The sequence below is a fragment of the Mycobacterium sp. NGS69 genome, from assembly GCF_059812165.1.
This window is the reverse complement of record NZ_JCALCD010000007.1, coordinates 321671-346622: the sequence shown is the minus strand read 5'-3', so window position 1 is coordinate 346622 and position 24952 is coordinate 321671. Positions and strand designations below refer to the sequence as shown.

Sequence of the window (24952 nt, the reverse complement as noted above, 5' to 3'; positions counted from 1 at the left end):
GTCGTGGCTTCGACCATGACCAAGGTCATCAACGTTCTGGACCCGCGCACCGGCGACAAAGTGACGCAAATTCCCATCACGGAGCCGTCGGACTGTGACGACGCCGTCCGGCGCGCGTCGGATGCCGCGCCCGACTGGGCGCGCACCGCGCCCGCCGAACGTGCCGAGGCGATCGCGGCTGCCGCCGCCGACGTCCGCGGCGCCACAGACGAACTCGCCGAACTGAACGAGCGCGAAACGGGAAGACTGCGCGACGACGCCCGCGGCGGCGTGCAGGCCGGAGTGGGCACGCTATTGCAGTACGCCCAACTCGGCCCGTTGCATCGCGGGCGCAGCCTGCAGGGCGAATGGTCGGCGACCGATCTGATGGTTCCGCAGCCGCGCGGCGTTGTCGCGGTGTTGACGCCGTGGAGCGATCCCGTCGCGGTGGGCGCGGGGCTACTCGGTGCGGCGCTCGTCACCGGGAACACCGTGGTCCACAAGCCCAGCGAGCGTTGCCCGCGGACCGGCCGGCGGTTCGCTGAGCTGTTGGCCGCCCGGTTGCCCGACGGCGTGCTGGAAATCGTTGACGGCGATGAAACCGTCGGCGCGCGATTGGCCGAATCGGAACGCGTCGACGTGGTCGCGCACGTCGGCCGCAGCGCGACCGGCCGGGAGATCGCCCGGGCCTGCGCGGACCGCGGCGCCAAGGCGCTGCTGGAGAACGGCGGAAACGACGCGCTCATCGTCGACGCGGACCTCGACCCCCGCTGGGCGGCCGGGCAAGCGGCGCTCGGTGCCTTCGCGAACGCCGGTCAGATCCGTGGGTCGGTGGAAAGGGTCTACGTCGTCCAGCCGGTCGCCGAGGCGTTCGTCGATGCGCTGGTCGACGAGGCCGTGTCGTGGGCCGATCGGATCGGCCCGTTGGTGGACCAACTCCACCGCGAGCATGTGCACGCGCACGTCGAGGACGCGGTGCGGTGCGGTGCCCACCTTCTGGCGGGCGGCGAACCGCGACCGGGGCCGGGTTCGTTCTATCCGCCGACGGTGCTGACGGACTGCGCGCCCGACATGCTGGTGCTGCGCGAGGAAACGTTCGGTCCGATCGCGCCGGTGCGAATGGTGCCGGACTTCGCCGCCGCACTGGCCGAGGCCGCCGACGACCGCTTTGGCCTGGCCGCCACGGTGCTGACCGGCGACATGGCGCACGCGCAGGAGGCGTGGCGCGGCCTCCCGGTCGGCACCGTCAAGATCAACAACGTGTTCGGGGGCGCGCCCGGGGGAGGCTTCCGTCCCGAGCTACTAGACGAGATGACCCGCGTGAAGGTGGTGCACTGGTCGCCGCTTTGATGCGCTTTGATTCGCCGCGAGAGTGCAACTGCCGACGCCTCCACTCGAGAATTGTGTCGCTAGTTGCACTTTCGCGGCCCGAGTTGGTTCCGCTCCAGGTCGAGCAGGACGCGCTTGGCGACCGGGCCGCCGCGGTAGGCGCCCACGGTACCGTCGGAACGGATCACCCGGTGACACGGCACGAAGATGGGGATCGGGTTGGTCGCGCACGCGGTGCCGACGGCGCGTACGGCCTTGGGGGAGCCGGACAGCCGGGCCAGGGCGGCGTAACTCGCGGTGACGCCGTAGCCGACGTCGGCGTTGAGGTGTTCCAGCACGGTGCGCCGAAAACCCCGCGACAGCGACCAATCCAACGCGACGTCAAAGCCGTGACGGCGGCCGGTGAAGTATTCGTCGAGCTGTCGCACCATCGGATCCAGCCGCGGGCGCGATTCGAGCATGCGTGGGCTGATGCGCTCCGAGAGGTTCTGCAGCACGCTGTCGCGGTCTTCGTTGGCGAACGCCACCCGCAGCAGTCCCAGGGGGGTGGCCGCCAACAGCAGTGGCCCGACGGCGGAGTCCACCGTGCGGTAGGCGATGTCGAGCAGATCGCCGGCCTGGGCGTCTCTTTCCAGGCGAGCGTGCAGGCGCCGCAGCCGATCGCCGTCGACCGGGTAGTGCTCGGTGAGATCCGTTGTGGTCATTGGTGGTTCCTTGTCGTATCGATGAGGGGATAGGTGCGGCGGAGGGTGGCGATGCCGTCGGCGGCGGCCCGGCGGGCGGCGTCAACGCTGCTGTCGAGAATCACCGCGATCTCGGCGTAGGGCAGGCCGGCCAGATAGTGGTAGGCAACGGCCTGGCGCTGCTTGGGCGGCAGCGCGCCCACCGCGGCGTCCAGGTCGAGATCGCGTGCGTCCGCCCGCTCGCGAGCGGGGGAGTCGGGGGGATCGGCGACGGGGTCGGCCCGCCGCGCGGCCCCGCGCGCGATGTCGATGGCTTTCCGGTGTGCGATGGTTACCAGCCATGCTTCGACGTTTGCGTCGGCCGGCAGCTGCGGGTAGGCCTTCAACGCGGCCAGGAACGTGTCCGACCACGCGTCGTCGGCATCGACGTGGCCGATCACCGCGCGAACGACCCGCCACACCGTGGCGCCGTGTCGAGCCACGACCGCCTCGAAAGGCTGTTTGACGTGCCGATCGACATTCATCCTGGCGCCGTTTCCTCCGTGACAATCCGCGACTCTCATTGTGAAGACGTCGACGCGGCGCCGAATGTGAGCCCCAGCTGCACATCGCAAGGTGCGATCTCACGCCTTGGAGGCGCTGGTCGTCTACCGGGAAAGGAGGTTGAACGATGCACACACGACACGCGGTGATCGATAGCCCGCTTGGTGAGCTGACACTGGTCGCCGACGGCGACACGCTCACAGGCGTGTTTTTCCCGCATCATTGGTACCCGCCCACCGCTGACTCTCTGGGTCGGCGCGTGGAGCCGGTTTCCGAGGCCCTTTTTCGGGACGCCGCGGAGCAGCTGAACGAGTACTTCAACGCCGAGCGCACGCAGTTCGACGTCGCGATCGACCTGGGCGCCGAGCCGCGCCAGCGGCGAGTCTGGGATCTGTTGCCCGGCATAGGCTACGGCGAGACCACCACCTACGGCGAGCTGGCCGCAACGCTGGCCGACGGCTATACGGCCTATGAAGTGGGTCAGGCGGTGGGCCGCAATCCGCTGAGCATCATCGTCCCGTGCCATCGCGTCGTCGGAAAGGATGGGGCGCTAACGGGTTACGCTGGCGGTCTGAAGCGCAAACGATTCCTGCTAGACCTGGAGGCGCCGGTGCCCGCGGCGGCCGGCAGATTGTTCTGATGCCGTCGAAATGGGATCGGAGGGTGAATGCCGCGGACTGGGACGCGGTCACCGCCGACATGAACGATGTTGGCGGCGCACTGCTTCCGCGGCTGCTCACCCCAAGGGAGTGCGCCGCGGTGCTTGATCTCTACCCCGACGACAGCCTCTTTCGCGCCACCGTCGATATGGGTCGCCACCGGTATGGGGAAGGCGAGTACCGCTATTTCAAACGGCCCTACCCGAGTCCCATCGACGAGCTGAAGCAGGCGCTTTACCCCCAGTTGTTGCCGATCGCCCGCGACTGGTGGACGAAGCTGCGACGCGACCCGCCCTGGCCCGACACGCTCGACGAATGGCTGGAGATGTGTCACCGCGCCGGCCAGACCAAACCCACCGCGTTGCTGCTCAAATATGGCCCGGGCGACTGGAACGCGCTGCATCGAGACCTGTACGGGGACCTCGTGTTTCCGCTCCAGGTCGTCATCAATCTCAACGAGCCGGGTGTGGCGCACACCGGCGGCGAATTCCTGCTCGTCGAGCAGCGGCCCCGAGCCCAGTCGCGCGGAACCGCCACCACACTGCCGCACGGGCACGGCTACATCTTCACCACCAGGGAGCGGCCGGTCCGCTCGACGCGGGGATGGTCGGCCGCGCCCGTGCGACATGGGGTGTCGGTGGTCCGGACCGGTCACCGTTGCACGCTCGGGTTGATCTTTCACGACGCCGCCTGACCGCGTGCGGCACGATGGCGGGCATGGACCTTTACGACGTCATGCGCTCGACGCCGGCCGTGCGGGAATACACCGACGGCCCGCTTCCCGACGACGTGCTGGCACGGATTCTCGACAACGCACGCTTCGCGCCCTCCGGTGGCAATCGGCAGGGCGTGCGCGTCATCGTGGTGCGAGACAAGGACACCCGGGCGGCGCTGGCCGACCTCGGACTTCCCGCCGCGCGCCGGTACACCGCGCAACTCGCCAATGGTGAGACGCCGTGGAATCCGTTGCAGCCGACCGGCGTCGACGCGTCGACGATCGAGGCGACGGAGCCCCCGGTGCAGATGTCGGCCCCGCTTCGCGACGCTCCGGCGGTGCTCGTGATCTGTCTGGACCTCGCCGTCGTTGCCGCCACCGATCAGAACCTCGATCGCATCGGCGTGGTGCCCGGAGCCTCGGTCTACCCGTTCGTGTGGAACGTGCTGCTGGCCGCGCGCAACGAGGGCTACGGCGGCGTGTTGACCACGATGGCGGTCGCCGAGGAGCCGCGCGTCAAGGAGCTTCTCGGCGTGCCGGACTCGTATGCCATCGCCGCGGTGGTCCCGCTGGGTAAACCGGTGCGCCGGGTGACGAAGCTGCGACGACGGCCGATACCGGAGTTCGCCACCCGCGAGCGCTTCGACGGGGAACCATTCACCAGTTAGGTCGACCACGACTCGTCACCGGATCTGTTGCGCCCCATACCAGACGCCATCGGGGGCCCCGATCGCGCCGGCCCGTTCGCGAGCCGCCGCCAGTTCCGGCGACGTTGCGAATTGGCGCGCCGTGTCCGCGTCGTGCATGTCCATGACAACGATGACGGTGTCGGCGTCGTCGGCGTCGACGTACGTGCCGGTCACCACCAGGCCGTGCCCGCGGCGCACCGTATCCAGCTCCGGATCGCGGAACACGGTGTTCCACTGCTCGACGCTGGTGACTCGCTGTTTGACGAGCATAATTCCGGTCATGATGAATCCTCCTGACAATGAATGATTTTCAGGGTGCGGTTTTGTCAGCGGTTGCCAGCCAGGCGCGGCTGGGTTCGTCGTTGCGTGGATCGAATGCCCGGGGGGCGGGACGGCCGTATTCGGCGGCAACCGCTGTGATATCGCGGATTTGGGGCCGCCAGCCGTGCCGATGCAACCACGCGTCCAGATCGCCGAACGGGCCGCCCTTCCACAGAGAGACGAGGTCGGGTGAGATCGCCGCTCGCGCGGCGCGGAGCAGTGGGGAATCCTCGCTGTGATCCAGCGCCAGGGTGCTTCCCCTAGCGGAGCACGAGGTGATCCGATCGAGGAACGCATCGGCCGCATCGGCTTCGAGGGCGTACAGGATGCCCTCGGCGAGCCAGGCCGTGCGCTTCCCGGGGTCGAAGCCCGCCTCGATCAGCCGTGCCGGCCAATCCGTTCGCAAATCCACCGCGACTTCGACACGGTGACAGCGCGGCTGTGCGTGGAGGTCTTGCAGCACAGCGGACTTGAAGGCCAGCACCTCGGACTGATCGGCCTCGTAGACCCCGGTGCCAGCCGGCCATGTCAGACGGAACGCCCGGCTATCCATGCCGCACGCGAGCATGACGACCTGGGTGGCACCGGCGCGGGCGGCCTCGAGCAACGCCTGATCGAGGAACCGGGTGCGCACGGCGACTTGCTCGGCCATCAGCTGGAAGAAACCCCGGGCCGCACCCTCGCTGTTCCAGACTGACCCCTGCCGATCGGCGTGGTCAACGAACGCGCGGGCATACGGGTCGTCGAATAACCGGTCGGTGCGCGCGCTTTCGCGGGCACGCAGCATCGCCACGCCAATAGAAGTCGCCCCGATGCCTGTTGGGGCCGCACGTGTTTGCGGTTGCTGTGTCATAGGCTTCACCCCTGGCATAGATGTCTACAAACGTAGATATAACTAACTCTAGACCGGCCGAACGCGTATGTCTACAGTTGTAGATAAACTCGGTACGGAGGTGGCAATGAAGTCCAAGGTGGGCGGGAGCGCCGATGCGAACCCGCCGCGGCGAAACGCCGCGGCCACCCAGGCGCGCCTGCTGGCGGCGGCACGAGAACAGTTCCTGCGCCACGGGTATCGGGCAACATCGCTGCGATCGATCGCGGCCCAGGCCGGTGTCGACGTGATGCTCATCAAGCGGTATTTCGGTTCGAAGGAACAGCTTTTTGCCGAAGCCACCGATGTCTCCGACAACGTTGACGCGGTGCGGCGCGCGGCCGACGATGTGGTGGCCGCCGCCCTGATCGAACGCGTGCTGCGCGCTCGCCGCGACGTCGACGCCCCGTTGTTCGCGCTGCTGCGCTCCAGCGGCGACCCCGCCGTCGTCGCGCGCCTCAACGAACAGCTCGAAACCGGGCTCACGCGCAACCTTTCCCGCAGAATCAAGTCGAACGAGCCACGACTTCGCGCTGACATGGTCGCCGCCCTGCTCCTCGGAATCGGCGTGCTGCGGGCACTGCTCAACAAGGATCCGATCGCCACCGCCGACGACCGCGCCATCGCCGCAATCTTCACGGAAGCGTTTGAGGCACTGACGAAACTGCCCCAAACGGCCACGCGTGGGGAGTGGCATACGGATTGCTAGGCGGCCCTAAAGCCGCGGCGATTTGGTCGATACCTTGGCGCCGTGGAACTCCGCCTCGGTGGTCGCGTCCGGATAATCGTCGATTAGGTCGTAGCCAGGCCGGTACTGACTTTGGCACCACATGCGGTACCATGGCGTATGCCGTCGCTGAATATCCCGTTTACTGAAGAAGAGCTCGAGGCCGTTCGCATTGCCGCGGCCGGCGATGACATGTCTCTGCGCGCGTTCGCCCACCAAGCGATCCTGTCCGCGGCCAGCGAGCACAAGCGCCGAGTCGCGGAGGCCGCCAAGATTGTCGCGACTCGGTCCGCAGAGCTCAACCAGCGCCTGGCGTGACCCAATTCCTCGACCGCGACGACGTTCTCACCGCCGGCGCCGCCGCCGTCGGACAGATACTCACGGTGAGCGATTACGGTCTGCTCGACGCGGCCGTTGCCAGACCACGCGCCACCGTGTTCGGCGTTGACGCGTATGCCGATCTTTTCTCCAAGGCGGCCGCGCTTATGCAATCGCTTGCGCGGAACCACGCTCTGGTCGACGGGAACAAGCGCACCGCTTGGGCCGCGGCGTGGACCTTCTTGTACATCAACGGGATCGAGCTGGGCGAGTTTGACGTCGACGACGCCGAAGGATTCGTGAACGCAGTTTCGACGGACTCGGCAATGCCCATCGATTCCATCGCGGCCAAGCTTGTGTCATACGCGGCGTCGTAGCATCGGCAGTTCTTGACGGGCACTCGACGCGCGTAGCGCGGCAAGCCCAATCACCCTGTGCCACAACCAATTCGTCACAGTGACGCATTGCGGGCTGTACGGCACGAAGGGGGAGCAAGCCAACTACCGTCGGCGGAAGATCCAGACAGCGATTGAAACGCCCAACCCGGTTAGGACGAGGCCGACGATGATCTGCCAGTAGAAATACGGGCCCACAGAGTCTGCCGTGAAGACGGTGCCGCCATCGGCATGAACATCCACCCTTCCGTTGATCGGGCCGCTGTATGACAGTCCGCCGATGGTCCACGTGCCATGGCAGGAGTTGCCGTAGCCGCCCTTGCCGCTGTAGCACCCACCGTTCGTTGCCATCGTCGGCATCCCAACCTGATATCCGGAGAAATTTCGCGCGCTGTCGCCGAGGGTGTACAGCCCGAACCCCAGAAAAAAGATCGCGGCCACCCGAACCCGAATACCGACTGATCGGCGACGACGTGCTGGTTCCGATCCTCCGTTCGCGGCCCCGTGGGATGTCCTGGTCCATCGGCAAATGGTCCCACAAGGAGTCCGTGGCTCCTGGCAGTTGCGACGCAAATGCGTTGATTCGATGTCCTTGCGCCACAGCCCAATTCGTCACAGTGACGTATTGATGCCGGGCCGGGGAGAAGGAGGATGGGTGGTCGATCGCCGGCTGCCGGCCAACCGCTGGGCAGCGCGCCACGACCCCATTCGGTTCTGCGGCTGATCCGGCGCATCGGCTCGAGGTAAGTACAACCGACGACAGTAAGGCTCTAAGGGGGCGAGGCGCTGCGTCGGCGCCGTGACGTGCTCGGATCGGGCTAATTACTACGCGCGCGAGCACTTCCACCGAAAGCGCTGGTCTCCGCTTTACCGATAAGCGACACTATGTCAAGTAAAGCGTGTCGGTGCCCGCCTCCAGACTTGCGTGCATGACGCAAATCCCCGAGGAAGAACTCATCAGATGCTCTCCCACCAAAGGATGTGGTGAACTGAAGCCACGAGCGAGGATGGCGCGCCGTGTCCAATCGGACCCTCTTTGCATGGCGTGCTACCAGCGGGCTCGCCGACTCCTGCAGAATCCGGCGGAAATCCGGCGTGCCAACCTTTGGGCCAAGTACCGCATCACCCCCGAGCAGTATGACGCGCTTCGGGCCGAACAGAACTATCGCTGCGGTGTTTGTGGCATTAACGAGGCCGATGTTGATCTCACAAGGGTAGGTGGCCGTCCGCGCGCCGATGGCCAACCGCTCCTCAAGGTGCCGCTGGCCGTTGACCACGACCACAAGACGGGCGCCATTCGTGGCCTTCTCTGCCCGTCGTGCAATGCGGGGCTCGGAGCCTTCGGTGACGATCCAGATCGGTTATACGCTGCGATCGCCTATCTTCAAAATGCGCGGCTCATTGTGCGCGGAGTGGATGGCGGCCCGTGATACAGAGGTTGAAGGACGGACCGCGCATCGTGAAGATTATTGAAGCCGTCAGACTCAGACGGCGCCATTTGCCGAACAGCGTCGAGCCGCCGGCAGCCCGCCGGCGTTGTGGGGTGTGTTTGTGGTCACGCCTGCGGTATTCGTTAGGCCGGAAGCAGTACCGCGCCCAGCACGCCCCGTAGACTTCATCTCACATAGGACGTCGGGGTGTGGATCCCGCGCAGACACCGCATTTTTTTCGGGGGAATATGACGAATACGTCTGGGGTACAGCGCGGCCCGACGAAGACGCGGACGCGCTCCGAAGACATCCGAGCGCACTACGACGTCGCCGACGACTTCTTCGCGTTGTTCTAGGACCCCAGCCGTACATATAGCTGCGCGTATTTCGAGCCGCCGGACCTCACCCTCGAACAGGCTCAGTTCGCCAAGATCGACCTGAACTTGGACATGTTGGATCTGAAGCCGGGGATGACGCTGCTGGACATCGGGTGCGGTTGGGGTGCCACGATGAAGTGGGCCGTCGAAAGATTCGATGTCAACGTCATCGGCTTAACGCTGTCGGACAATCAACATGCCCGCTGCGAGCAGGTCCTCAGCACCATCGACAGCAGCCGGTCGCGCCAGGTTCGGTTGCAGAACTGGGAAGACTTTTTCGAACCCGTCGACCGGATCGTGTCGATTGAGGCCTTCGAGCACTTCGGGCATGAGAACTACGACGACTTCTACAAGCGGTGCTTCGACATCATGCCCCACGACGGCCGCATGACCATCCAGAGCAACGTCAGCTACCACCCTTACGACATGGCCGCCCGCGGCAAGAAGCTGACATTCGAGACGATGCGGTTCATCAAATTCATGATCACCGAGGTCTTCCCTGGCGCGCGGCTGCCGTCGACGGAGATGATGATCGAACGGGCCGAAACGGCAGGCTTCGTTGTACCAGAACCGATTTCGTTGCGCCAGCACTACGTCAAGACGCTGCGGCTCTGGGGTGGCGCGCTAGAGTCCAACAGGGAAAAGGCTGTCGAGGCTACCTCCGAAGAGGTCTACAGCCGGTACATGAAGTACCTGCGCGGTTGCGAACAGTACTTCTCCGAGGAGATGCTGGACTGCCTCGTGGTGAGCCACCTGAAGCCGGGGGCTGTCGCTGGTGCAGGAAGATCAGGCCGACGTAGCCGCTAGCCCATTGACAAGATCGCGCCCGCGGCGACGGCCATCACCGCCACGAGGGCTACCAAGATCACCGTGATCGCCGCGCGCACGATCTCTTCTTCCGTGACTCGCCTGCGCGGCTTCAATTCGGCGAGAACGGTGTCCCCAAGCCACGCCATTGCGTTGAGTCTTGCGACCGCCGAACTGAGGTCGTGGCGCGCGTCGGCCGCGTCTTTCTCGACAGGCTCGTGCGCGGCAATTGCGATCGTCATATTAGCCCCCCAGGCTCGCGGACGCCGGTCGGCGTGATTGAGGTCGAAAGCTTCACACTTCTCGTTAATCGAATGATAAGAGTGCGCAAATCACGATTGCGGTAACGATCCTTAACGGTCACAGCACAGAGTTGTGGAGGCGCTGAAAGCGGTGGGAGGCCGCGTCGTGGTCTTGCTCATGGGTGGACGCGGCGAGCCAACGCATAGATCGGTTGCGGGACATGCGGATTGAATACGGAGTGTTGTCGACAAGAAGCACGCGAGTTCCGCCGGGTCGAGCCGCTGCGACGCTCACCGCCTCATGGAAGATGAGATGATGTCGGTTAGCCCGGAGGCTGCGCCGAACAAGTGACCCTGTGCCAATCCGCAGCCCGCCATGAAGACGGTCTCTGCCTGCTCATCGGTTTCGATCCCTTCTGCGATCACCTTGAGACCCAGCGCTTCGCATAACCCGATGACCGACCGGTACAGCGTCAGGTTTCGTCCCGGCTGGACGCCCGCCGCCAGGCCACGGTCGAGCTTGACGATTTGCACCGGTAGCTCGTGCAGATAGGTCAGGGAGTTGAAACCCGCGCCGAAATCGTCCAACGCGACCCCGACGCCTAGTTCGTTCAATCGTCTGATGGCGGCCGCTCCCTCGTCGAGGTCGACGATCGGGACTGTCTCGGTGATCTCCAGGACGAGACGATGCGGCGACAACCCATGCCGTGCGAGCGTGCGGCTGACGGCATGTTCGAAATCAACGCTGCCGAGTCGCGCGGCGCCGATGTTGACGTGAAGGTCCAGATCGAGGCCCGCGCTTTGGATCTGCGCGCAGGCCCGATCGAGCACGAGGGCGTCGAGTTGTGCCCCCATGCCGTTGGCTTCGGCAAGCGAGACGAAGGTCTGGGGAGGAATCTGTACCCCTCTGGGCGTCGTCCACCGCGCAAGTGCCTCAACCGCGACCGGCGTGCCGTCTGGCAGGGCCACCACGGGCTGATACTTGAGTTGAAAGCCCTGCGGGATAGCGCCATTCGCGTGTCGCAGCGCCGTCGCAAAGTTTTCCGAACCACTGAATGCCGGGCGGTACACCACGGCAGTGTCTTTGCCCAGCCGCTTTCCGGTGTACATCGAGATGTCGGCCTGCCGGAGCAGATCGTCCGAAGTCTTAGGGTGCTCGTCGTAGCCGGGGCTTACCAACCCCATGCTCGCACGCACCCGCACCGATGTCCCATGTACCGAGAACGGACTTCGCAGAGCCAGTCGGAGCTGGTCGGCGACCAACTCGGGTTCGTCGACAGCACCGGCAGTGAGGATGGCGAACTCGTCTCCCCCGATCCGCGCCAGCATGTCGGACTGGGCGAGGCAATCTTGCAGACGCACACTGATCGCGCACAACAACTCGTCGCCGGCCGCATGCCCGAAGCGGTCATTGACCTCTTTGAAGTCATCGATGTCGACGAAGATCAAGACGAACGGGCCGCCGCCGATGGCTTCGTCCAGCCGTTCGGCCAACAGCAATCGATTCGGCAGGCCGGTAAGTGCATCGTGGTGAGCCTGATGGGCAAGCCGACGCTTGGCGGCGACAAGCTGTGCGGTCAGCATGCGCTGCACCCGCATAGCCACTAGGTAGCGGGTCGCGACAAGCAACGCCATCGCCAAGTAGGTGCTGGCGAAGAGCGGGTCGATTCCTCGTCCAACCAGCACTTGAAACGTGAGTAGGGCCGTGCTGCCCATGAACCCCGCATAGGGCAGGGTCAGCCGTGCCCAGTTGGTTGGCTGTTCGTCGTCGTGAGGGCGGGGCCGCGGAGGCAGGACGAGCAGGCTCCATGCAATCAACAGCGGAGCGAGGATGAATCCGACGCCGACCCACATATCCAGCGTCGTCACACCGACGCTCCGCAGGTAGGCGAGCAGCCTGTCGGAGGAGGCGAGGCTGATCACCGCGGCCGCAAGGAGCATGTAGTTCGCCCTTCCCGGCCGGTACGGCGGGTACCACATCGCAATGAGGACCGCGCCCACCACCGCGATGAGCTCCACTGCGGCGATTCCCCAAACGACCGCCGTGTTGGTCGACCGCGGCAGCGCGGCACCGTCCATGGCGCCCAAGCGGGCGACGTACACCAGGTGGAAGAACGCTAATGTGCTGACTAGTCCGTCGAGAACAGTCGTGACGACCCCCTGCCACATACGCACCGGGGTGCGGACGTCGTGATCATGGCCCGCGCGCACCAGCAGGAGCATCGCGACGACGAACAAGAGTCCGGCGACAAAGTAGGCGACGACGGCAGGCTCCGGGGCGGTTCCGCCGGGGTGGGCGGCACCGCCGAGTTGCGAGAGAGATTCGGCGGTCAGAAACGTGGCTATCGCCGTCATAAGGACTATTCGCCACCACCGTGAGGGTCCTGTCACCCGCACCACGACGGCAAGCCCAACGAGTAATGCGCCCATACACAGCGTTGCTTCGAGGACGAACTGCACGCGTTCCGCGATCGCCACTCCCCACGGGGCGAGCGCATTCGAGACTGCCGCAGCGAGGGCGACGGCAGATAGTCCCAATTGCAAGCGACGACTCTGAAACGACAACGCTTTCCCCTCCGACCGGCGGCGTTGACGTTCAATCCTTGCAGAACAGGTTGGCCGCTGGACCGTTATCGCTTACCGAGCTAAACCCGACGATCAATCGAGAGACGGCCTAGCGGCAAGAGATCGCAGGAGCCATACGGCGAAATGGATATGGTGGTTACCAGTAATGTACGCCGCATTTACCATTACGTTGCCTAGCAATGCATTTCCGTGCTGGCGCTGATGCTGGCCACCTTCACCTTCTGCGCAACGCAAGAGTTGAGACACGCGACAGCCCGTATCTGTCAACTTGCTATGGAGCTCGCAGGAAAAAACTCGTGACTTGCGGTTGACTAACACTCGATCGCGGGAAGCGCCCGCGAGGGGCGACTGCGAGGGGACGACTATGCCTACCATCACCACAACGGACGGTGTCGAAATCTTCTATAAGGACTGGGGCTCGGGCCAGCCGATCGTTTTCAGTCACGGCTGGCCGCTGACGGCCGACGACTGGGACGCGCAAATGATGTTCTTCCTGCGTCAGGGCTATCGGGTGATTGCTCACGACCGACGCGGGCATGGTCGGTCCGACCAGGTCGGGACCGGCAATGACGTCGAGCACTGGGTGGCCGACCTGGCCGCCTTGACCGACCAGCTCGACCTGCGTGAGGCCGTCCATATCGGGCACTCGACGGGCGGCGTCGAGGTGGCTTGCTATGTGGCGCGCCACCAGGAGCGGGTCGCCAAGGCGGTGCTGGTGTCTTCCCCGACACCGAGCATGCTCCAGACCGAGAACAATCCGGGCGGACAACCCCAGGAGTGGTTCGACGCGGTGCGGGCCGGTGTCTTGGGAAATCGATCGGAGTTCTTTCGCGCGGTGCCGGAAGGTCCGTTCTACGGATTCAACCGATCAGGGGTGGAGCCGTCCGAGGCGGTCATCGCGAACTGGTGGCGACAGGGCATGTCCGGCAGCGCCCAGGCTCACTACGAGACGGTGGCGTCCTGGCTCGAGGACTACTCCGACGAGCTGAAGGCGATCACCGTGCCCGTCCTGGTGATGCACGGCGAGGACGATCAGATTGTGCCGTTCGCCAGCGCGGTGCCCCGAGCGGTCGACCTACTCCAGAACGGTGCGTTGAAGACCTATGCCGGCTACCCGCACGGCATGCCGACCACGCACGCGGACGTCCTCAACCCGGATCTGCTGGCGTTCATCGCTTCCTGAGATGAGTTTTGCGCACCGGTGCAGTCTTGATGTTCATGGGCAAACTCATCTATGGCTTCAACGTGTCGGTGGACGGCTACATCGCCGACGCCCGGGGCAACATCGACTGGACCGATCCGAGCGAAGAACTGCACCAGTACTGGAACGACTTCGAGCGGGAGACCGCCTTGGCGTTCTACGGCCGACGGATCTACGAACTGATGTCCGCATACTGGCCGACCGCCGACAAGGCCCCGGACGCCTCCCCTTTGGTCGTTGACTTCGCCCAGATCTGGCGTGACATGCCCAAGGTGGTGTTCTCGCGCACGCTGGAGTCCGTCGACTGGAACTCACGCCTGGAACGCGGCAATCCGGTCGAGGTGGTGACGAAACTGAAAGCCGAAACCGACGGCAGGCTGGAGGTGGCGGGCGCGACGCTGGCTGCACCGATCGTTCAGGCCGGTCTGGTGGACGAATATCGGATCGTGGTTGCGCCCACCGCCGTTGGCGGCGGCACCCCGTTCTTCCCGACGCTCCCGTCGTGGATCTCGCTGCGACTGTTGGAGAACCGCACCTTCCCGGGCGGCACGGTCCTGCTGCGCTACGAGGCGAGTTACCCGTAATTACGCCGTTCTCAGTCGAAGACGACTACCTGGCGACCAACCACGTCTCCGCTGGCGAGCGCCTCGAGCTTGTCGTTGATGTCGTCGAGCGACACGGTGGTGATCGCGTGCTTGATCTGTCCGGCGGCGGCGAGCGCAAGGACTTCGGTCAGATCGTTGTAGTTGCCCCAGAACGAGCCGAAATAGGACAATTCCGTGCCGACGATGAGGTTCAGCGGAACCTCAACCTTGGTGCCCATCAGGCCCACCGAAGCGACCGCGCCCTCTGGCTCGAGGATCGAAAAGTCCAGCCCGATTGACTCCGCGGCCCCCGCGCAGTCGAGGATCGCGTCCACGGTGCTTCGTCCGGTGAGGTTCGTCAGCTCGGCCTTGACCTCGTCGGTGCTCTTGCCGCGGGTGTTGACGGTGTGATCTGCGCCGTTGGCCTTGGCGACCGCGAGCTTGTCGTCGGTGCGCGAGAAGGCGACCACCGTCGCGCCGCCGCCGAGCAGCTTCGCGTATTGCACTCCGTAGCCGCCGAGACCGCCGATGCCGGCGACCACCACCGTCCTGTCGGGTCCGAGCTTGCCGGCATCACGCAGCTTCTTCATACCCCGGTACGGTGTGAGACCAGCGTCGGTCAGTGGCGCGAACATCTCCGGCTTCTGACCGTCAGCCGCCGTCACCGCAATGAGATGGCGGTATGGCACGGCGACGTACTCGGCGAAGCCGCCCGGCGGCCCGAACCCGATCCATCCGCCGGTGCCGCTGCATAACTGCTCGTTACCCTCGTGACACTGCCGGCACATGCCGTCGCCCCACCCGGGATTGACCACGACCAGATCGCCGTCGGACAGACCGGCAGCGGCAGGCACGGCGGAACCCAGTTCGGCCACGTGGCCGGCGACCTCATGCCCAGGAATAGCCGGGAACTCCATTGGTGCGGCGGCCGCGAAGTATCCGTCGATGAGCTGATAGTCGCTCCGGCACATTCCGCACGCCGCCACCTTGACGAGGACCTCGTCCGGTGCGGGGTCCGGCACTGGGACCTCCTCTAGACGAAATGGCTCGTGGTATCCGTGCATGCGCGCCGCCCGCATTTTCATGGTTCCTCCCCCGATTTGCGCAACTGTATGTGTCTGTAAACGTAGAGGGGCCGACGCTGTACGCGCCATTCATGCCGCGCGCCACCGAAACCCTTTCTTCGAGGCGTGCCGCTATGTCAGGGGCAACGTGTTGCTCGTCGACGGCAACAGCGACATCAACGATGTGGCGTGGGCGCCGGATCTGGACTCGGAGTAGCGTCCTGCGATTGTGCAGCTTGCTCTGACACCAGACGGCAAGTGGGATATCGCGACGCCTGACCTGGTGTCCGCGGCGAGCGCGGCGGGATTCAGCGCAGTGGGCATTAACGCCGAGCGGGTCGACGGGGCCGCCGTCGAGGCGTACGCCGCAGCCGGAGCTCGTTGCCACGAATTGCTAGCCTTCGTCGTCGGCGACGACGAATCCGCCACCATGGCAAGTGCCGAGCAGTTGGCCGACCGCGCGCAGACTATTAGCGCGGACTGGGTGCTGACGGTGTTCACCGAGAGGGTGCCGGCCGAGCGAATTCGACGCTGCGCCAGGCTCTTCGACGGTGCCGGCGCGGGTATTGCGGTGGAATACACACCGCTGGGCGCAATTCCGACGATCGGCGACGCCATGGAGTACGTGCGCGCCGCAGGCGGGGCGGCGCGGGCCGGGCTGACGATTGACTCGTGGCATTTCTGCTTCAGCTCTAACACGTGGGCGGACCTGGCGGCGGTGCCGCTGGACGACATCGCCTACGTGCAGTTCACCGACGCGCTGGAACCCGAGCATCGAGACCGTATGATCCGCGAAAGCCTGCACCGCCGCGCCCTGCCCGGCGAAGGTGTTCTCGAGTTAAACCGTTTCGCGGCAACGCTGCTCGACCGCGGCTGGGACGGTACGGTCAGCGTCGAGGTGCTCAGCACGCAACTGCGCGACCTACCCGTCGACGAGCTAACCGGACGCCTGTACACCACGACCGCTGCGTACTGGAGCTGAGCCGTCGAGTGCAGCGATCGGCCGACTCAATTGTCTTGATCAACGGGCATTGTGTGGACAGTAATGTTGCCGCCCTTGCGTTTCGCATCGAGCATCGCTTGGTCGGCTCGACTAATGCTGGTATCGAGGAGGGCTATCGCGTCGGCCTCTGGCTCGGTGAAGACGCCGAGCTCGACATGGGTGACGCCGATGCTGGCGGTGACTGGAGCGTGATCGGCCGGTGCGGCGATCGCGCACCTGACTCGGGCGAGATTCGAAGTGGGACCCAACCCGGCGGATTGCCAGCAGAACCCGCCGACTCTAGGTGCAAGGGTATTGCCGATTGAGCACACAATTCGACGGCGGCGAGTAGGAACCGATCAGCACTCCCCTGAAACCACCTGTGGCTGAACCACCGGGTGCGATGACGCGATTCCAATTCGCGGGTGTGACGACAAAGTGGGTGCCAGATTGGGTAACGGTGCTATTCCACGCATGCGAGACGGACTGCCCCACCGGCATGTCGAATTCAAGCCTCCAATCGCTCAGCGGCGCCAGGCTCGCGTTGGTGACGGTGAAGCTTGCGATGAAACCGGTCTGCCACGTATGTTCCACCGACAACGTCGCCGCGGCCGCGGCCGCATGCGCCGTGGGAGCGATGCCGAGTCCGAGGATGGCAACCAGCAGTGCAGACAGGCTTACGTGAAGCGCTGCGCGCCAGCGTTTCACGTAGTTGTCCAGTCCCGCCATATCACCAAACCTAAAGCCAATCAGGCGATATGGGCGCTCGCGCGGCGGGTAAGCTGCAATACCTTTGCTCAACTGAAACCGTCATGAAATCTTGGCTTTGCCACGGCGGCATACTTGACACATGACGCTCCTCGGCGCCGACCCCGTCCTCGCCGTGCATGACCTTGACCGTGCCGCGGGATGGTTCACCCGAATATTGAATTGCACGGTGACTGAGCCGGACCCCGGTAACTGGGCATTCTGCTCGGCCGGGTCGGTGACGTTTAGGCTCGGTCGCTGTCCGGAGGCCTTGCCGGCATCTGACCTCGGCGACCACAGCTACATCGCGTATCTGACCGTCGTAGGCCTCGACGAATACTTCAGGCGCGCTGTCGCTGAGGGCGCCGAGATCCTGAAGCCCCCGACGACCGAGCCGTGGGGTCTGCGCGAGATGGGCCTGCGATCGCCTGAAGGACATCGATTTATGCTCTCCGAGCGGCCGTAGCGGCGGACCGTGTCGGTGACCTGCCATGCCGCTTCGATTCGCCATCCCCGCAGATCCACGGACACAGCCCATGGGTGGAGGCACACTTGTGCAATGGATGTATGCCATTTCATCACCGTCGCGCTGACTGCAGCGCCCCCGTCGCAGGCTTCGACGTCCCCGCGGAAGGCTGAACATGAACTCCGGTGAGGCCGACCCGCCCCGCAAGTTGCACGGCTTGTCGGATATACGCGCCTTCTTCCACACCAACAAGACGCCACTGTTCTTCATCTCACCGACGCCGTTCAACCTGCTGGGCGTTGACCGCTGGATACGAAACTTCTTCTACCTGACCTACTTTGACTCGTTCGAGGGCACGCACTCGCGCGTCTTCGTGCCGCGACGACGCGACCGCCGTGATTTTGACTCCATGGACGAGGTGTGCAGCCACCTCCTGTCCGATTCCGAGACGCTCGAATTCATCGCGGGCAAAGGCCCCGGCGGCAAGTGTTGCTTTGTGATGATGAACGAGGAAATCCAGGCGCTCGCGCGGTCGGCTGGCCTCGAGGTCATGCATCCGCCGATCGAGTTGCGCAATCGCCTGGGCTCCAAGATCGTCATGACGCGCCTGGCCGACGAGGCGGGCGTGCCGAGCGTGCCCAACACGATCGGGCGGGCCGGCTCGTACGACGAGCTTCTGGAGCTCGCACAAAACGCCGGATTGGGCGATGACCTCGTCATCTCGATCGCCTATGGCAATGCCGGCAGCGGGACGTTCTTCGTCCACGGCCCGCAGGACTGGGACAAGAACGCCGGCGACCTGGTCGGGCAGGACCTCAAGGTCATGAAGCGGATCCGCAATGTGGAGGTCTGCCTTGAAGGCGCCGTGACCCGCCACGGCACCGTAGTAGGGCCCGCGATGACCAGTCTCGTCGGTTATTCGGAGCTGACGCCGAGCCGGGGGAGCTGGTGCGGCAATGACATCTGGCACGAGGTGCTGCCGCCCGCACAGACACATGCCGCACGGGAAATGGTGACAAAGCTGGGCGACGTCATGCGCCGCGAGGGTTACCTCGGCTATTTCGAGGTGGACCTTCTGCATGACCTCGACTCCGACGAGCTCTACCTCGGCGAGGTGAATCCGCGCCTCAGTGGCGCGAGCCCGATGACGAACTTGACCACCGAGGCTTACGCCGACATGCCGCTGTTTCTGTTTCACCTGCTCGAGTACATGGGCGTGGATTACGAGCTCGACATCGACGAGATCAACTCGCGCTGGGAGCGCGGCTATGGCGAGGACGAGGTCTGGGGCCAGGTGATCCTCACCGAGACCTCGCCCGAAATCGAGATCTTCACCGCGACGCCGCGCACCGGGGTATGGCGCATCGACGACGACGGTCGGGTCTCCTTTTCGCGGACCGCCAACGACTGGGCCACGCTGCTCGATGGGTCCGAGGCCTTTTACATGCGGGTCGCCGCTCCCGGTGACTTACGTTCCGAGGGCGCCCAACTCGGCGTCTTGGTCACCCGCTCACACCTGCAGACGGACGACTATCAGCTCAGCGAGCGCTGCCAACGCTGGGTCAAAGGCATGAAGTCGAAGTTCGTCTCGACGCCCCTGACGCCGGCCGCTCCGATCGTCTCGCGACTCGTCGCGCGCGCGTGAGCGCCCCGGCCGGTATTTCACTGGACAACTGGCTCTCGGCGCCCTTTTCGCGTTGGTCGTTCCAGCACGTCGAAGACTTCGTGCCGACCGCTCTGATCCCACGCGGGACGGGGCCGGCCGCGGAGCTCCCCCCGTCCCCCGCTCCCCTGCGCGACGTCCCGGTAACCAGTGCCAACGGAGCCGCCACCACAGTCGACGCGGTGATGGCCGCCACCGCGACCGACGGGTGGGCCGTCGCCTGCCGCGGGTCGCTCGTGGCCGAGGAATACCTCGACGGCATGGCCGCCGACACCCGACACCTACTGTTCTCGGTTAGCAAGTCGCTGGTGGCCGCCGTCGTCGGCGCGCTGCACGCGGCCGGCGTGATCGAGCTTGACGCGCCGGTCACCACTTTCGTTCCCGCGCTGGCTAATTGCGGATATGCCGGCGCGACGGTTCGCCATCTGTTGGACATGCGATCGGGTATCGCCTTCTGCGAAAACTACGATGACCCCGCCGCCGAGATACACCTGCTCGACCAGGCGATGGGTTGGGCGCCCAGAAGTCGTCCGGACGCCCCGTCCACGCTGCAGGAGTTCCTGCTGACGTTGCGGCAGAAGTCGGCTCACGGCGGCCCCTTCGAATACCGCTCGTGCGAAACCGACGTGCTCGGCTGGATCTGCGAAGTCGCGGGCGGCCAGCGGATGCCAGAGCTGATGTCGGAATTGTTGTGGAGCCGCATCGGCGCCCAACGGGACGCCACCATCGGCGTGGACGCGGCGGGCACCGGACTGTTCGACGGTGGCATCAGCGCTTGTCTTACCGACATGATCCGGTTCGGGTCGCTGCTTCTGCGGGACGGTGTCTCGCTGACCGGCCAGCAAGTGGTGCCGGCGGCGTGGATCGCCGATACCCTCGACGGCGGGCCCGACTCGCGTCAGGCATTCGCCGCCAGCCCCGACCACGACACCGATTTGCCCGGCGGGATGTACCGCAATCAGGTGTGGCTCCCCTACCCCGGCAGCAACGTCGCGCTGTGCCTGGGCATGTGCGGTCAGATGATCTACGTCAACCGCGCCGCCGAGGTGGTCGCCGCCAAGCTATCCACCCAGCAGCACTCGCACGAGCCACACATGCTGGACACGCTGCGGGCATTCGATGCCGTGGCAGACGAACTGGCTGGCGTCCCCCACCAGGCGGCTATCGCTGACGAGTGAACGCGATCCGTTCTGGTTTGCGCCGCGCGACGACGCGCTTGTCGTGACGTTGGCGCGCCCACCATGCCCGCAGGGCTTCGACTTCGATCGGCGCGGTTGGGTCGTCAAAAGGCGATGGTGCGGTGTACATGGCGCCTTCGTTCTGAAGATAGTAGACGATAGTGTTCACTGTTCGTGACGAAACCAGGGTGGGCTGGCAACGAACGCCACGAGTGACTGTAGCGTGACGGCCGTGAAGTCCTACTCCTCCATCACGCTCGCGGCGTGCGTCGCGGCGTTCGTTCTACCGCTGGCTACCTCGGGCACGGCAACCGCGGCCGGTTCGTGCCCGACCGCGGCACCGCAGAACGCTGGCACGCCCGAATGGACGCTGACCGGGACGACCGGCAGCGTCGCGGTCACCGGATCCACCGATACGACCGCGCCGCGGATCAGCGTGACGGCGCCGTTCAGTGTGACGCAGACCCAGGTGCAGACGTTGCACGCCGGCGACGGGCCCGTGGTCCCGGGCACGGCGAAGGTCTCCGTCTGCTACATGGGCGTCAACGGACGTGACGGCTCGGTGTTCGACAGCAGCTACGAACGCGGCGCGGCGGTTGACTTCCCCCTGACCGGAGTCGTGCCGGGCTTCCAAAAGGCTATTGCCGGACAGAAAGTCGGGTCCACCGTTGCGGTCGCGATGACCTCCGCGGATGGCTACCCGAACGGTCAGCCCAGCGCCGGCATCCGGCCGGGCGACTCACTCGTCTTCGCGATCAAGATCCTCAGCGCCGCGGGCTGAGCGCTGATTTTTGCAGCGCCTGAATCGTTTTCAACAAGCGGGCCAGCGCGTGCTACCCTGTCCGCTTGGATGTTTTTGGTACATCCAATTTGAAATGAGAGAAGTAAGTAAATGGCACAGGGAACTGTGAAGTGGTTCAACGGTGACAAGGGCTTCGGCTTCATCACCCCTGACGAGGGCGACAAGGATCTCTTCGTCCACTACTCCGAGATCCAGGGCAGTGGCTACCGCTCACTCGAGGAGAACCAGCGGGTTCAGTTCGAGGTTGGGCAAGGCGCCAAAGGGCCCCAGGCAGTAGGAGTCACAGCGGTCTAGGGAACTCACATACCTGACGGTGGGCTGGTGCGGTAATTCGCACCAGCCCACTTTGTTTCATCCACTCAACTGGTCACCCGGAAACGCTTGATCCGTGACGTCATTCCGGACACCAACTCGACTCGACTTCTTGGCAATTGAAGATGCTCGGCCAGTAGTCGGGCGACCGCCTCGTTTGCTTTGCCCTCCACCGCCCGCTCCCGGACGTAGATCGTCAGCTCGCCATCAGGGCCGACTTCGACTAGCCGCCCCTTTCGGCTGCCCGGCTTGACCTTCACGACGACGCAGTCGCTCACGCCGACTAAGGCTAGCCGCCCGGACTTCTACGTCGACTCACGGAAAACGTTCACGCAATTGTCGGTAGCTGGTGCTATGCCTGTTCGCAAACGGCGGATGGGAGTCGGAATGGATAGCACAGTGCGGGCCGAGCGCGGCGAACGATTCTGTCGCCTCCACCAGGGCGACGAGATCCTGGTGCTCCCGAATCCCTGGGACATCGGCACCGCCCGGTTGTTTGCCAATCTCGGGTTTCAAGGACTGGCGACTACCAGTGCGGGACTGGCGTTTTCACTGGGTCGACGCGACGGCGACGGCGCCGTCAGCCGGAACGAAACACTCGAGCATGTGCGCACCATCGTCGACGCGACGCCGTTGCCGGTGACCGCGGATCTGGAGAACGGCTTCGGCGCGTCGCCCGAGGCTGTGGCAGAGACGGTGCGTCTCGCGGGCGAGCTCGGCCTGGCGGGAGCCTCGATCGAGGACGCAACATACCGGCCCGACGACCCGATCTTTCACCGCGAGCTGGCGATCGAACGAATCCAGGCCGCCGTGGACGCGGCGCGGTCCCTGCCCTACCCCTTCACCCTGACGGCTCGCTGCGAGAATTTCATCCGCGGCCGACCCGACCTCGATGACACGCTGTCGAGGCTGCAGGCCTTCGAAGCCGCCGGCGCCGACGTGCTTTACGCGCCGGGCTTGCCCGACGAAGCAGCCCTTCGCCTCGCGTGCAGCAGCGTTTCGAAGCCGCTGAACTACGTTGCCGGCATCGGGACGGCCCGATTCACCGTTGCCGAACTCAAGAAATTCGGGGTGCGTAGGGTGACTATCGGCACCTCGTTTTGCCGTGCCGCCCTGACCGCCGTCGTTCGGGCTGCGCGTGAAGTGCTCGACAGCGGATCGTTCAACTATCTCGAAGGTGTGCACAGCGTGGCTGAGTTCAACGCTCTCATCGATCCCTGACGGCGATCCCATGCCGCCGCCGATTACCCGGGCGGCACCAGCGGAGGGCGGCACGCGTTGGAGGTCGGATCCCACCACCAGCCGTTGTCGCACGCCAGTGGCTGCGGGCCGACACCGAGCGGCCTGCACACGTTAGCCGTCGGGTCCCACCACTGCCCCGCGTCACACGCCAAGGGCTGTGGCCCGACACCGAGCGGGCGGCACACGTTGGCCGTCGGGTCCCACCACTGTCCGGGGTCGCATCCAAGCGGTAACGGCGCCCCGGCTGGTCGACAGATGTTGGCCTTCGCGTCCCACCACTCGCCGTCGGCGCATTGGGCCGAACTCACCGCAGGCGTCGCGATCGTCACGGCGGCCATCGACGCCAACGCCCCCGTCACGACCACCAGCGCGTCGCGGACGAACATCTTCATTTGCGGGCCCTCCCCCTTTCGGCGATACACATCATCGAACCGAGCCCGCGCATAGAGGTCAAGGCCCCTTGGGCGCGGCTAGCGTGAATCCTGTGACGGTTGCTACTCAACACTTGGATGACGAAGCCGACATTCGCCGGCGAACCGACCAGTTGGCCGGCGCGATCCGCGCCGCGGATCTCGAAGCGGTGATGTCGATTTACACGCCGGACGTGGTGTCCTTCGACCTCGAACCGCCCCTGCAACACGTGGGGGCGCAAGCTAAACGACGAAACTGGGAGCGTGTGTTCGCGGCGTACGAGCACCCACTCGGCTACGAGATTCGCGACCTCACGGTCACTGTGGGCCACGACGTCGCATTCGCACACAGCATGAATCGGCTCAGCGGCACGCTGAAGAGCGGAACGACGACCGCCGGGTCCTGGGTCAGAGCGACGACGTGCTTCCGCAAGCTCGACGGCCAGTGGTTCATCGCGCACGACCACGTGTCGGTGCCCCTGGATGTGCCGACCGGCGCCGGGCTGCTGAACCTGCGGCCGTGAGATTGGCAGTAGTTGGCAGTTCATTGCGTAGACCTGGCAGCGCCCGTGCAGTGCGATGACAGAAAAGGTCGGAACGAAACGCGCAAGGAGGAACGACGACATGCCACAGCTCGCACTTCGGCAGGCCACCATCGAATACCAGGAATTCGGACCGCAGGATTCACCGCACCCGCCGGTGCTGTTCGTTCACGGCATCCTGGTCGACGGGCGGCTCTGGCGCGAGGTCGCTGACGGCCTGGCACGTCGGGGCTTCCGTTGCATCGTGCCAACGTGGCCCCTGGGCTCGCACCGCATCCCGGTCAACAACGCCACAGCGTTATCGCTGCCCGGCGTCGCCGAGCTGGTCAACGACGCGCTCGTCACCCTCGATCTTTCCGACGTGACGCTCGTCGGTAGCGATACCGGAGGCGGGATATGCCAACTGGTCATCGACGCCCATCCGGAGCGAATCGGCCGTCTGGTGCTCACCAACTGCGACGCCTTCGACAAGTGCCCGCCCTTCCCATTTGACCTCGTATTCGGATTGCTTCGCGGCCCCACCTCGATCAAGGCGCTATTCGCACAGATGAAACTGCGGGCGTTGCGCCAGTCGCCGCTCGGCTTCGGCCTGCTGATCAACAGGCCCGACCCGGACGTCACCGCCGGCTGGCTGGAACCCTGCCTCAAGGACTCGCGCATCCGCCGCGACCTCGCGGCGTTGCTGCGTAGCGTGGCCCGATTCGACCTCACCGACGTGGCCACCCGCCTCCCCCGGTTCACCAAGCCCGTCACGCTGGTCTGGGGCCAACGGGACCGCTGCTTCACCCCGGGCCTGGGCCGGCGCCTCGCGGCGTTGTTCAGCAACGCCAAACTCATCGAGGTACCCGACGCGAAAACCTTTGTCTCCCTCGATCAGCCGGGCGTGGTGATCGACGCGATAGTGGCAATCGCGGCAGTGAGGGCTTAGCACGCCGACGCCCCCGTCGGCCCGATGATCTTTTGATAAGCCGCGCTAAATTCCGCTCGCTGTCTTAGCCTGTCTAAGGGATAGTCGGCGCTCCGGCGAGTGGAAGGTGCCAGGGATATGGGCGCCTCGCGTGCCGGCGTATCGGTCTAGCGGCGTGGGC

At 65.0% G+C, this 24952-nt stretch carries 32 protein-coding genes and 1 pseudogene; 21 read left to right on the top strand and 12 right to left on the bottom strand.

Annotated features, from left to right (window positions below; all coding sequences use genetic code 11):
• Window positions 1-15 precede the first annotated feature (15 nt).
• Window positions 16-1329, top strand: coding sequence for an aldehyde dehydrogenase family protein (locus tag AC5Y2S_RS22215; protein ID WP_499958533.1), 1314 nt, complete (start codon window positions 16-18; stop codon window positions 1327-1329).
• Between the two features lie 59 nt (window positions 1330-1388).
• On the opposite strand, the gene AC5Y2S_RS22210 is transcribed toward AC5Y2S_RS22215, so the two are convergent.
• Together AC5Y2S_RS22210 and AC5Y2S_RS22205 are read right to left on the bottom strand one after the other, a co-directional pair.
• The gene (locus AC5Y2S_RS22210) at window positions 1389-2012 is read right to left on the bottom strand and encodes a methylated-DNA--[protein]-cysteine S-methyltransferase (protein WP_499958391.1); all 624 of its coding nucleotides are present in this window, start codon (window positions 2010-2012) and stop codon (window positions 1389-1391) included.
• On the bottom strand, window positions 2009-2515 hold the full coding sequence (locus AC5Y2S_RS22205) for an RNA polymerase sigma factor (protein WP_499958389.1): 507 nt from the start codon (window positions 2513-2515) through the stop codon (window positions 2009-2011). The genes AC5Y2S_RS22210 and AC5Y2S_RS22205 overlap by 4 nt, the downstream gene beginning before the upstream one ends.
• A 164-nt stretch (window positions 2516-2679) precedes the next feature.
• Here AC5Y2S_RS22205 and AC5Y2S_RS22200 point away from each other — a divergent pair, with 164 nt between their 5' ends.
• Genes AC5Y2S_RS22200 through AC5Y2S_RS22190 form a run of 3 tightly spaced genes read left to right on the top strand, consistent with a single transcriptional unit; the run spans window position 2680 to window position 4576 of the window.
• The gene (locus tag AC5Y2S_RS22200) at window positions 2680-3174 is read left to right on the top strand and encodes a methylated-DNA--[protein]-cysteine S-methyltransferase (RefSeq protein WP_499958388.1); all 495 of its coding nucleotides are present in this window, start codon (window positions 2680-2682) and stop codon (window positions 3172-3174) included.
• Window positions 3174-3887 carry a 2OG-Fe(II) oxygenase gene (locus AC5Y2S_RS22195; protein WP_499958386.1) on the top strand — a complete coding sequence of 238 codons (714 nt, stop codon included), beginning with the start codon at window positions 3174-3176 and terminating at the stop codon, window positions 3885-3887. Before AC5Y2S_RS22200 ends, AC5Y2S_RS22195 begins: the two co-directional genes overlap by 1 nt.
• A 23-nt stretch (window positions 3888-3910) precedes the next feature.
• Entirely contained in the window at window positions 3911-4576 is a 666-nt protein-coding gene (locus tag AC5Y2S_RS22190; protein ID WP_499958384.1) for a nitroreductase family protein, read from the top strand.
• A gap of 15 nt (window positions 4577-4591) precedes the next feature.
• Here AC5Y2S_RS22190 and AC5Y2S_RS22185 read toward each other — a convergent pair whose 3' ends face one another.
• Together AC5Y2S_RS22185 and AC5Y2S_RS22180 are read right to left on the bottom strand one after the other, a co-directional pair.
• Entirely contained in the window at window positions 4592-4879 is a 288-nt protein-coding gene (locus tag AC5Y2S_RS22185; RefSeq protein WP_499958382.1) for a hypothetical protein, read from the bottom strand.
• Window positions 4880-4907: 28 nt separating this feature from the next.
• A complete protein-coding gene (locus tag AC5Y2S_RS22180; protein ID WP_499958380.1) occupies window positions 4908-5771 on the bottom strand; it encodes an SAM-dependent methyltransferase in 864 nt (287 codons plus the stop codon).
• Between the two features lie 118 nt (window positions 5772-5889).
• Here AC5Y2S_RS22180 and AC5Y2S_RS22175 point away from each other — a divergent pair, with 118 nt between their 5' ends.
• The 3 genes from AC5Y2S_RS22175 to AC5Y2S_RS22165 all read left to right on the top strand — a co-directional run bounded on the left by AC5Y2S_RS22175 (window position 5890) and on the right by AC5Y2S_RS22165 (window position 7211).
• Complete coding sequence (locus tag AC5Y2S_RS22175; RefSeq protein ID WP_499958379.1) at window positions 5890-6498, top strand: TetR/AcrR family transcriptional regulator; 609 nt, start codon at window positions 5890-5892, stop codon at window positions 6496-6498.
• Window positions 6499-6636: 138 nt separating this feature from the next.
• On the top strand, window positions 6637-6834 hold the full coding sequence (locus AC5Y2S_RS22170; RefSeq protein ID WP_499958377.1) for an antitoxin Phd: 198 nt from the start codon (window positions 6637-6639) through the stop codon (window positions 6832-6834).
• Window positions 6831-7211 (top strand): type II toxin-antitoxin system death-on-curing family toxin, encoded by a 381-nt coding sequence (locus tag AC5Y2S_RS22165; protein ID WP_499958375.1) that lies wholly within the window; start codon window positions 6831-6833, stop codon window positions 7209-7211. Before AC5Y2S_RS22170 ends, AC5Y2S_RS22165 begins: the two co-directional genes overlap by 4 nt.
• A gap of 123 nt (window positions 7212-7334) precedes the next feature.
• Here the strand turns inward: AC5Y2S_RS22165 and AC5Y2S_RS22160 are convergent, their stop codons facing one another.
• Window positions 7335-7670 (bottom strand): hypothetical protein, encoded by a 336-nt coding sequence (locus AC5Y2S_RS22160; protein WP_499958374.1) that lies wholly within the window; start codon window positions 7668-7670, stop codon window positions 7335-7337.
• A 488-nt stretch (window positions 7671-8158) separates the two neighbouring features.
• Here AC5Y2S_RS22160 and AC5Y2S_RS22155 point away from each other — a divergent pair, with 488 nt between their 5' ends.
• Both AC5Y2S_RS22155 and AC5Y2S_RS22150 read left to right on the top strand, forming a co-directional pair.
• Window positions 8159-8659, top strand: coding sequence for an endonuclease VII domain-containing protein (locus AC5Y2S_RS22155; protein ID WP_499958372.1), 501 nt, complete (start codon window positions 8159-8161; stop codon window positions 8657-8659).
• A gap of 248 nt (window positions 8660-8907) precedes the next feature.
• Window positions 8908-9843 (top strand): annotated as a pseudogene (locus AC5Y2S_RS22150) (cyclopropane mycolic acid synthase family methyltransferase).
• Here the strand turns inward: AC5Y2S_RS22150 and AC5Y2S_RS22145 are convergent.
• Together AC5Y2S_RS22145 and AC5Y2S_RS22140 are read right to left on the bottom strand one after the other, a co-directional pair.
• Window positions 9840-10085: a hypothetical protein gene (locus AC5Y2S_RS22145; protein ID WP_499958370.1), complete on the bottom strand. Its 246-nt coding sequence runs from the start codon at window positions 10083-10085 to the stop codon at window positions 9840-9842. The pseudogene AC5Y2S_RS22150 and the gene AC5Y2S_RS22145 sit on opposite strands and share 4 nt — an antisense overlap.
• 291 nt (window positions 10086-10376) lie before the next feature.
• Complete coding sequence (locus tag AC5Y2S_RS22140; RefSeq protein ID WP_499958368.1) at window positions 10377-12440, bottom strand: putative bifunctional diguanylate cyclase/phosphodiesterase; 2064 nt, start codon at window positions 12438-12440, stop codon at window positions 10377-10379.
• Between the two features lie 595 nt (window positions 12441-13035).
• Here AC5Y2S_RS22140 and AC5Y2S_RS22135 point away from each other — a divergent pair.
• Both AC5Y2S_RS22135 and AC5Y2S_RS22130 read left to right on the top strand, forming a co-directional pair.
• Window positions 13036-13854 carry an alpha/beta fold hydrolase gene (locus AC5Y2S_RS22135; RefSeq protein ID WP_499958366.1) on the top strand — a complete coding sequence of 273 codons (819 nt, stop codon included), beginning with the start codon at window positions 13036-13038 and terminating at the stop codon, window positions 13852-13854.
• Window positions 13855-13889: 35 nt separating this feature from the next.
• The gene (locus tag AC5Y2S_RS22130) at window positions 13890-14456 is read left to right on the top strand and encodes a dihydrofolate reductase family protein (protein ID WP_499958364.1); all 567 of its coding nucleotides are present in this window, start codon (window positions 13890-13892) and stop codon (window positions 14454-14456) included.
• 11 nt (window positions 14457-14467) lie between these two features.
• On the opposite strand, the gene AC5Y2S_RS22125 is transcribed toward AC5Y2S_RS22130, so the two are convergent.
• Entirely contained in the window at window positions 14468-15478 is a 1011-nt protein-coding gene (locus AC5Y2S_RS22125) for a zinc-binding dehydrogenase (RefSeq protein WP_499958363.1), read from the bottom strand.
• Window positions 15479-15749: 271 nt separating this feature from the next.
• Between AC5Y2S_RS22125 and AC5Y2S_RS22120 the strand changes: the two genes are divergently transcribed.
• The gene (locus AC5Y2S_RS22120) at window positions 15750-16502 is read left to right on the top strand and encodes a sugar phosphate isomerase/epimerase family protein (protein WP_499958361.1); all 753 of its coding nucleotides are present in this window, start codon (window positions 15750-15752) and stop codon (window positions 16500-16502) included.
• A gap of 35 nt (window positions 16503-16537) precedes the next feature.
• Window positions 16538-16828 carry a hypothetical protein gene (locus AC5Y2S_RS22115; RefSeq protein ID WP_499958360.1) on the top strand — a complete coding sequence of 97 codons (291 nt, stop codon included), beginning with the start codon at window positions 16538-16540 and terminating at the stop codon, window positions 16826-16828.
• Here AC5Y2S_RS22115 and AC5Y2S_RS22110 read toward each other — a convergent pair.
• A complete protein-coding gene (locus AC5Y2S_RS22110; RefSeq protein ID WP_499958359.1) occupies window positions 16803-17231 on the bottom strand; it encodes a cellulose-binding domain-containing protein in 429 nt (142 codons plus the stop codon). The two genes, AC5Y2S_RS22115 and AC5Y2S_RS22110, sit on opposite strands and share 26 nt — an antisense overlap.
• A 121-nt stretch (window positions 17232-17352) precedes the next feature.
• On the opposite strand from AC5Y2S_RS22110, the gene AC5Y2S_RS22105 reads away from it, so the two are divergent.
• From AC5Y2S_RS22105 to AC5Y2S_RS22095, 3 genes are all read left to right on the top strand, one after another.
• The gene (locus AC5Y2S_RS22105; RefSeq protein WP_499958358.1) at window positions 17353-17715 is read left to right on the top strand and encodes a VOC family protein; all 363 of its coding nucleotides are present in this window, start codon (window positions 17353-17355) and stop codon (window positions 17713-17715) included.
• A 175-nt stretch (window positions 17716-17890) separates the two neighbouring features.
• Window positions 17891-19360, top strand: a complete 1470-nt coding sequence (locus AC5Y2S_RS22100; protein WP_499958357.1) for a biotin carboxylase — start codon at window positions 17891-17893, stop codon at window positions 19358-19360.
• A complete protein-coding gene (locus tag AC5Y2S_RS22095; protein ID WP_499958356.1) occupies window positions 19357-20556 on the top strand; it encodes a serine hydrolase domain-containing protein in 1200 nt (399 codons plus the stop codon). The genes AC5Y2S_RS22100 and AC5Y2S_RS22095 overlap by 4 nt, the downstream gene beginning before the upstream one ends.
• Here the strand turns inward: AC5Y2S_RS22095 and AC5Y2S_RS22090 are convergent.
• Entirely contained in the window at window positions 20540-20725 is a 186-nt protein-coding gene (locus AC5Y2S_RS22090) for a hypothetical protein (protein ID WP_499958355.1), read from the bottom strand. The genes AC5Y2S_RS22095 and AC5Y2S_RS22090 overlap by 17 nt on opposite strands.
• A gap of 54 nt (window positions 20726-20779) precedes the next feature.
• Between AC5Y2S_RS22090 and AC5Y2S_RS22085 the strand changes: the two genes are divergently transcribed.
• Complete coding sequence (locus AC5Y2S_RS22085) at window positions 20780-21337, top strand: FKBP-type peptidyl-prolyl cis-trans isomerase (RefSeq protein ID WP_499958354.1); 558 nt, start codon at window positions 20780-20782, stop codon at window positions 21335-21337.
• A 111-nt stretch (window positions 21338-21448) separates the two neighbouring features.
• Window positions 21449-21652: a cold-shock protein gene (locus AC5Y2S_RS22080; protein ID WP_499906161.1), complete on the top strand. Its 204-nt coding sequence runs from the start codon at window positions 21449-21451 to the stop codon at window positions 21650-21652.
• A 65-nt stretch (window positions 21653-21717) separates the two neighbouring features.
• Here AC5Y2S_RS22080 and AC5Y2S_RS22075 read toward each other — a convergent pair whose 3' ends face one another.
• Window positions 21718-21948, bottom strand: coding sequence for a DUF167 domain-containing protein (locus AC5Y2S_RS22075; RefSeq protein WP_499958353.1), 231 nt, complete (start codon window positions 21946-21948; stop codon window positions 21718-21720).
• A gap of 121 nt (window positions 21949-22069) precedes the next feature.
• Here AC5Y2S_RS22075 and AC5Y2S_RS22070 point away from each other — a divergent pair, with 121 nt between their 5' ends.
• Window positions 22070-22891 (top strand): isocitrate lyase/PEP mutase family protein, encoded by an 822-nt coding sequence (locus tag AC5Y2S_RS22070; RefSeq protein ID WP_499958352.1) that lies wholly within the window; start codon window positions 22070-22072, stop codon window positions 22889-22891.
• 23 nt (window positions 22892-22914) lie between these two features.
• Here the strand turns inward: AC5Y2S_RS22070 and AC5Y2S_RS22065 are convergent, their stop codons facing one another.
• Window positions 22915-23304, bottom strand: a complete 390-nt coding sequence (locus tag AC5Y2S_RS22065) for a hypothetical protein (protein WP_499958350.1) — start codon at window positions 23302-23304, stop codon at window positions 22915-22917.
• Window positions 23305-23396: 92 nt separating this feature from the next.
• Between AC5Y2S_RS22065 and AC5Y2S_RS22060 the strand changes: the two genes are divergently transcribed.
• Entirely contained in the window at window positions 23397-23846 is a 450-nt protein-coding gene (locus tag AC5Y2S_RS22060; RefSeq protein ID WP_499958349.1) for a YybH family protein, read from the top strand.
• Between the two features lie 100 nt (window positions 23847-23946).
• A complete protein-coding gene (locus tag AC5Y2S_RS22055; RefSeq protein ID WP_499958347.1) occupies window positions 23947-24792 on the top strand; it encodes an alpha/beta fold hydrolase in 846 nt (281 codons plus the stop codon).
• Window positions 24793-24952 lie beyond the last annotated feature (160 nt).

Excerpts from the sequence above, each read along its gene's own strand:
- AC5Y2S_RS22215 (WP_499958533.1), top strand. The coding sequence starts at position 16 with ATGACCAAGGTCATCAACGTTCTGGACCCGCGCACCGGCGACAAAGTG.
- AC5Y2S_RS22210 (WP_499958391.1), bottom strand. The coding sequence starts at position 2,012 with ATGACCACAACGGATCTCACCGAGCACTACCCGGTCGACGGCGATCGG.
- AC5Y2S_RS22205 (WP_499958389.1), bottom strand. The coding sequence starts at position 2,515 with ATGAATGTCGATCGGCACGTCAAACAGCCTTTCGAGGCGGTCGTGGCT.
- AC5Y2S_RS22195 (WP_499958386.1), top strand. The coding sequence starts at position 3,174 with ATGCCGTCGAAATGGGATCGGAGGGTGAATGCCGCGGACTGGGACGCG.
- AC5Y2S_RS22190 (WP_499958384.1), top strand. The coding sequence starts at position 3,911 with ATGGACCTTTACGACGTCATGCGCTCGACGCCGGCCGTGCGGGAATAC.
- AC5Y2S_RS22185 (WP_499958382.1), bottom strand. The coding sequence starts at position 4,879 with ATGACCGGAATTATGCTCGTCAAACAGCGAGTCACCAGCGTCGAGCAG.
- AC5Y2S_RS22180 (WP_499958380.1), bottom strand. The coding sequence starts at position 5,771 with ATGACACAGCAACCGCAAACACGTGCGGCCCCAACAGGCATCGGGGCG.
- AC5Y2S_RS22170 (WP_499958377.1), top strand. The coding sequence starts at position 6,637 with ATGCCGTCGCTGAATATCCCGTTTACTGAAGAAGAGCTCGAGGCCGTT.
- AC5Y2S_RS22155 (WP_499958372.1), top strand. The coding sequence starts at position 8,159 with ATGACGCAAATCCCCGAGGAAGAACTCATCAGATGCTCTCCCACCAAA.
- AC5Y2S_RS22145 (WP_499958370.1), bottom strand. The coding sequence starts at position 10,085 with ATGACGATCGCAATTGCCGCGCACGAGCCTGTCGAGAAAGACGCGGCC.
- AC5Y2S_RS22140 (WP_499958368.1), bottom strand. The coding sequence starts at position 12,440 with ATGACGGCGATAGCCACGTTTCTGACCGCCGAATCTCTCTCGCAACTC.
- AC5Y2S_RS22135 (WP_499958366.1), top strand. The coding sequence starts at position 13,036 with ATGCCTACCATCACCACAACGGACGGTGTCGAAATCTTCTATAAGGAC.
- AC5Y2S_RS22130 (WP_499958364.1), top strand. The coding sequence starts at position 13,890 with ATGGGCAAACTCATCTATGGCTTCAACGTGTCGGTGGACGGCTACATC.
- AC5Y2S_RS22110 (WP_499958359.1), bottom strand. The coding sequence starts at position 17,231 with ATGGCGGGACTGGACAACTACGTGAAACGCTGGCGCGCAGCGCTTCAC.
- AC5Y2S_RS22105 (WP_499958358.1), top strand. The coding sequence starts at position 17,353 with ATGACGCTCCTCGGCGCCGACCCCGTCCTCGCCGTGCATGACCTTGAC.
- AC5Y2S_RS22100 (WP_499958357.1), top strand. The coding sequence starts at position 17,891 with ATGAACTCCGGTGAGGCCGACCCGCCCCGCAAGTTGCACGGCTTGTCG.
- AC5Y2S_RS22080 (WP_499906161.1), top strand. The coding sequence starts at position 21,449 with ATGGCACAGGGAACTGTGAAGTGGTTCAACGGTGACAAGGGCTTCGGC.
- AC5Y2S_RS22065 (WP_499958350.1), bottom strand. The coding sequence starts at position 23,304 with ATGAAGATGTTCGTCCGCGACGCGCTGGTGGTCGTGACGGGGGCGTTG.
- AC5Y2S_RS22055 (WP_499958347.1), top strand. The coding sequence starts at position 23,947 with ATGCCACAGCTCGCACTTCGGCAGGCCACCATCGAATACCAGGAATTC.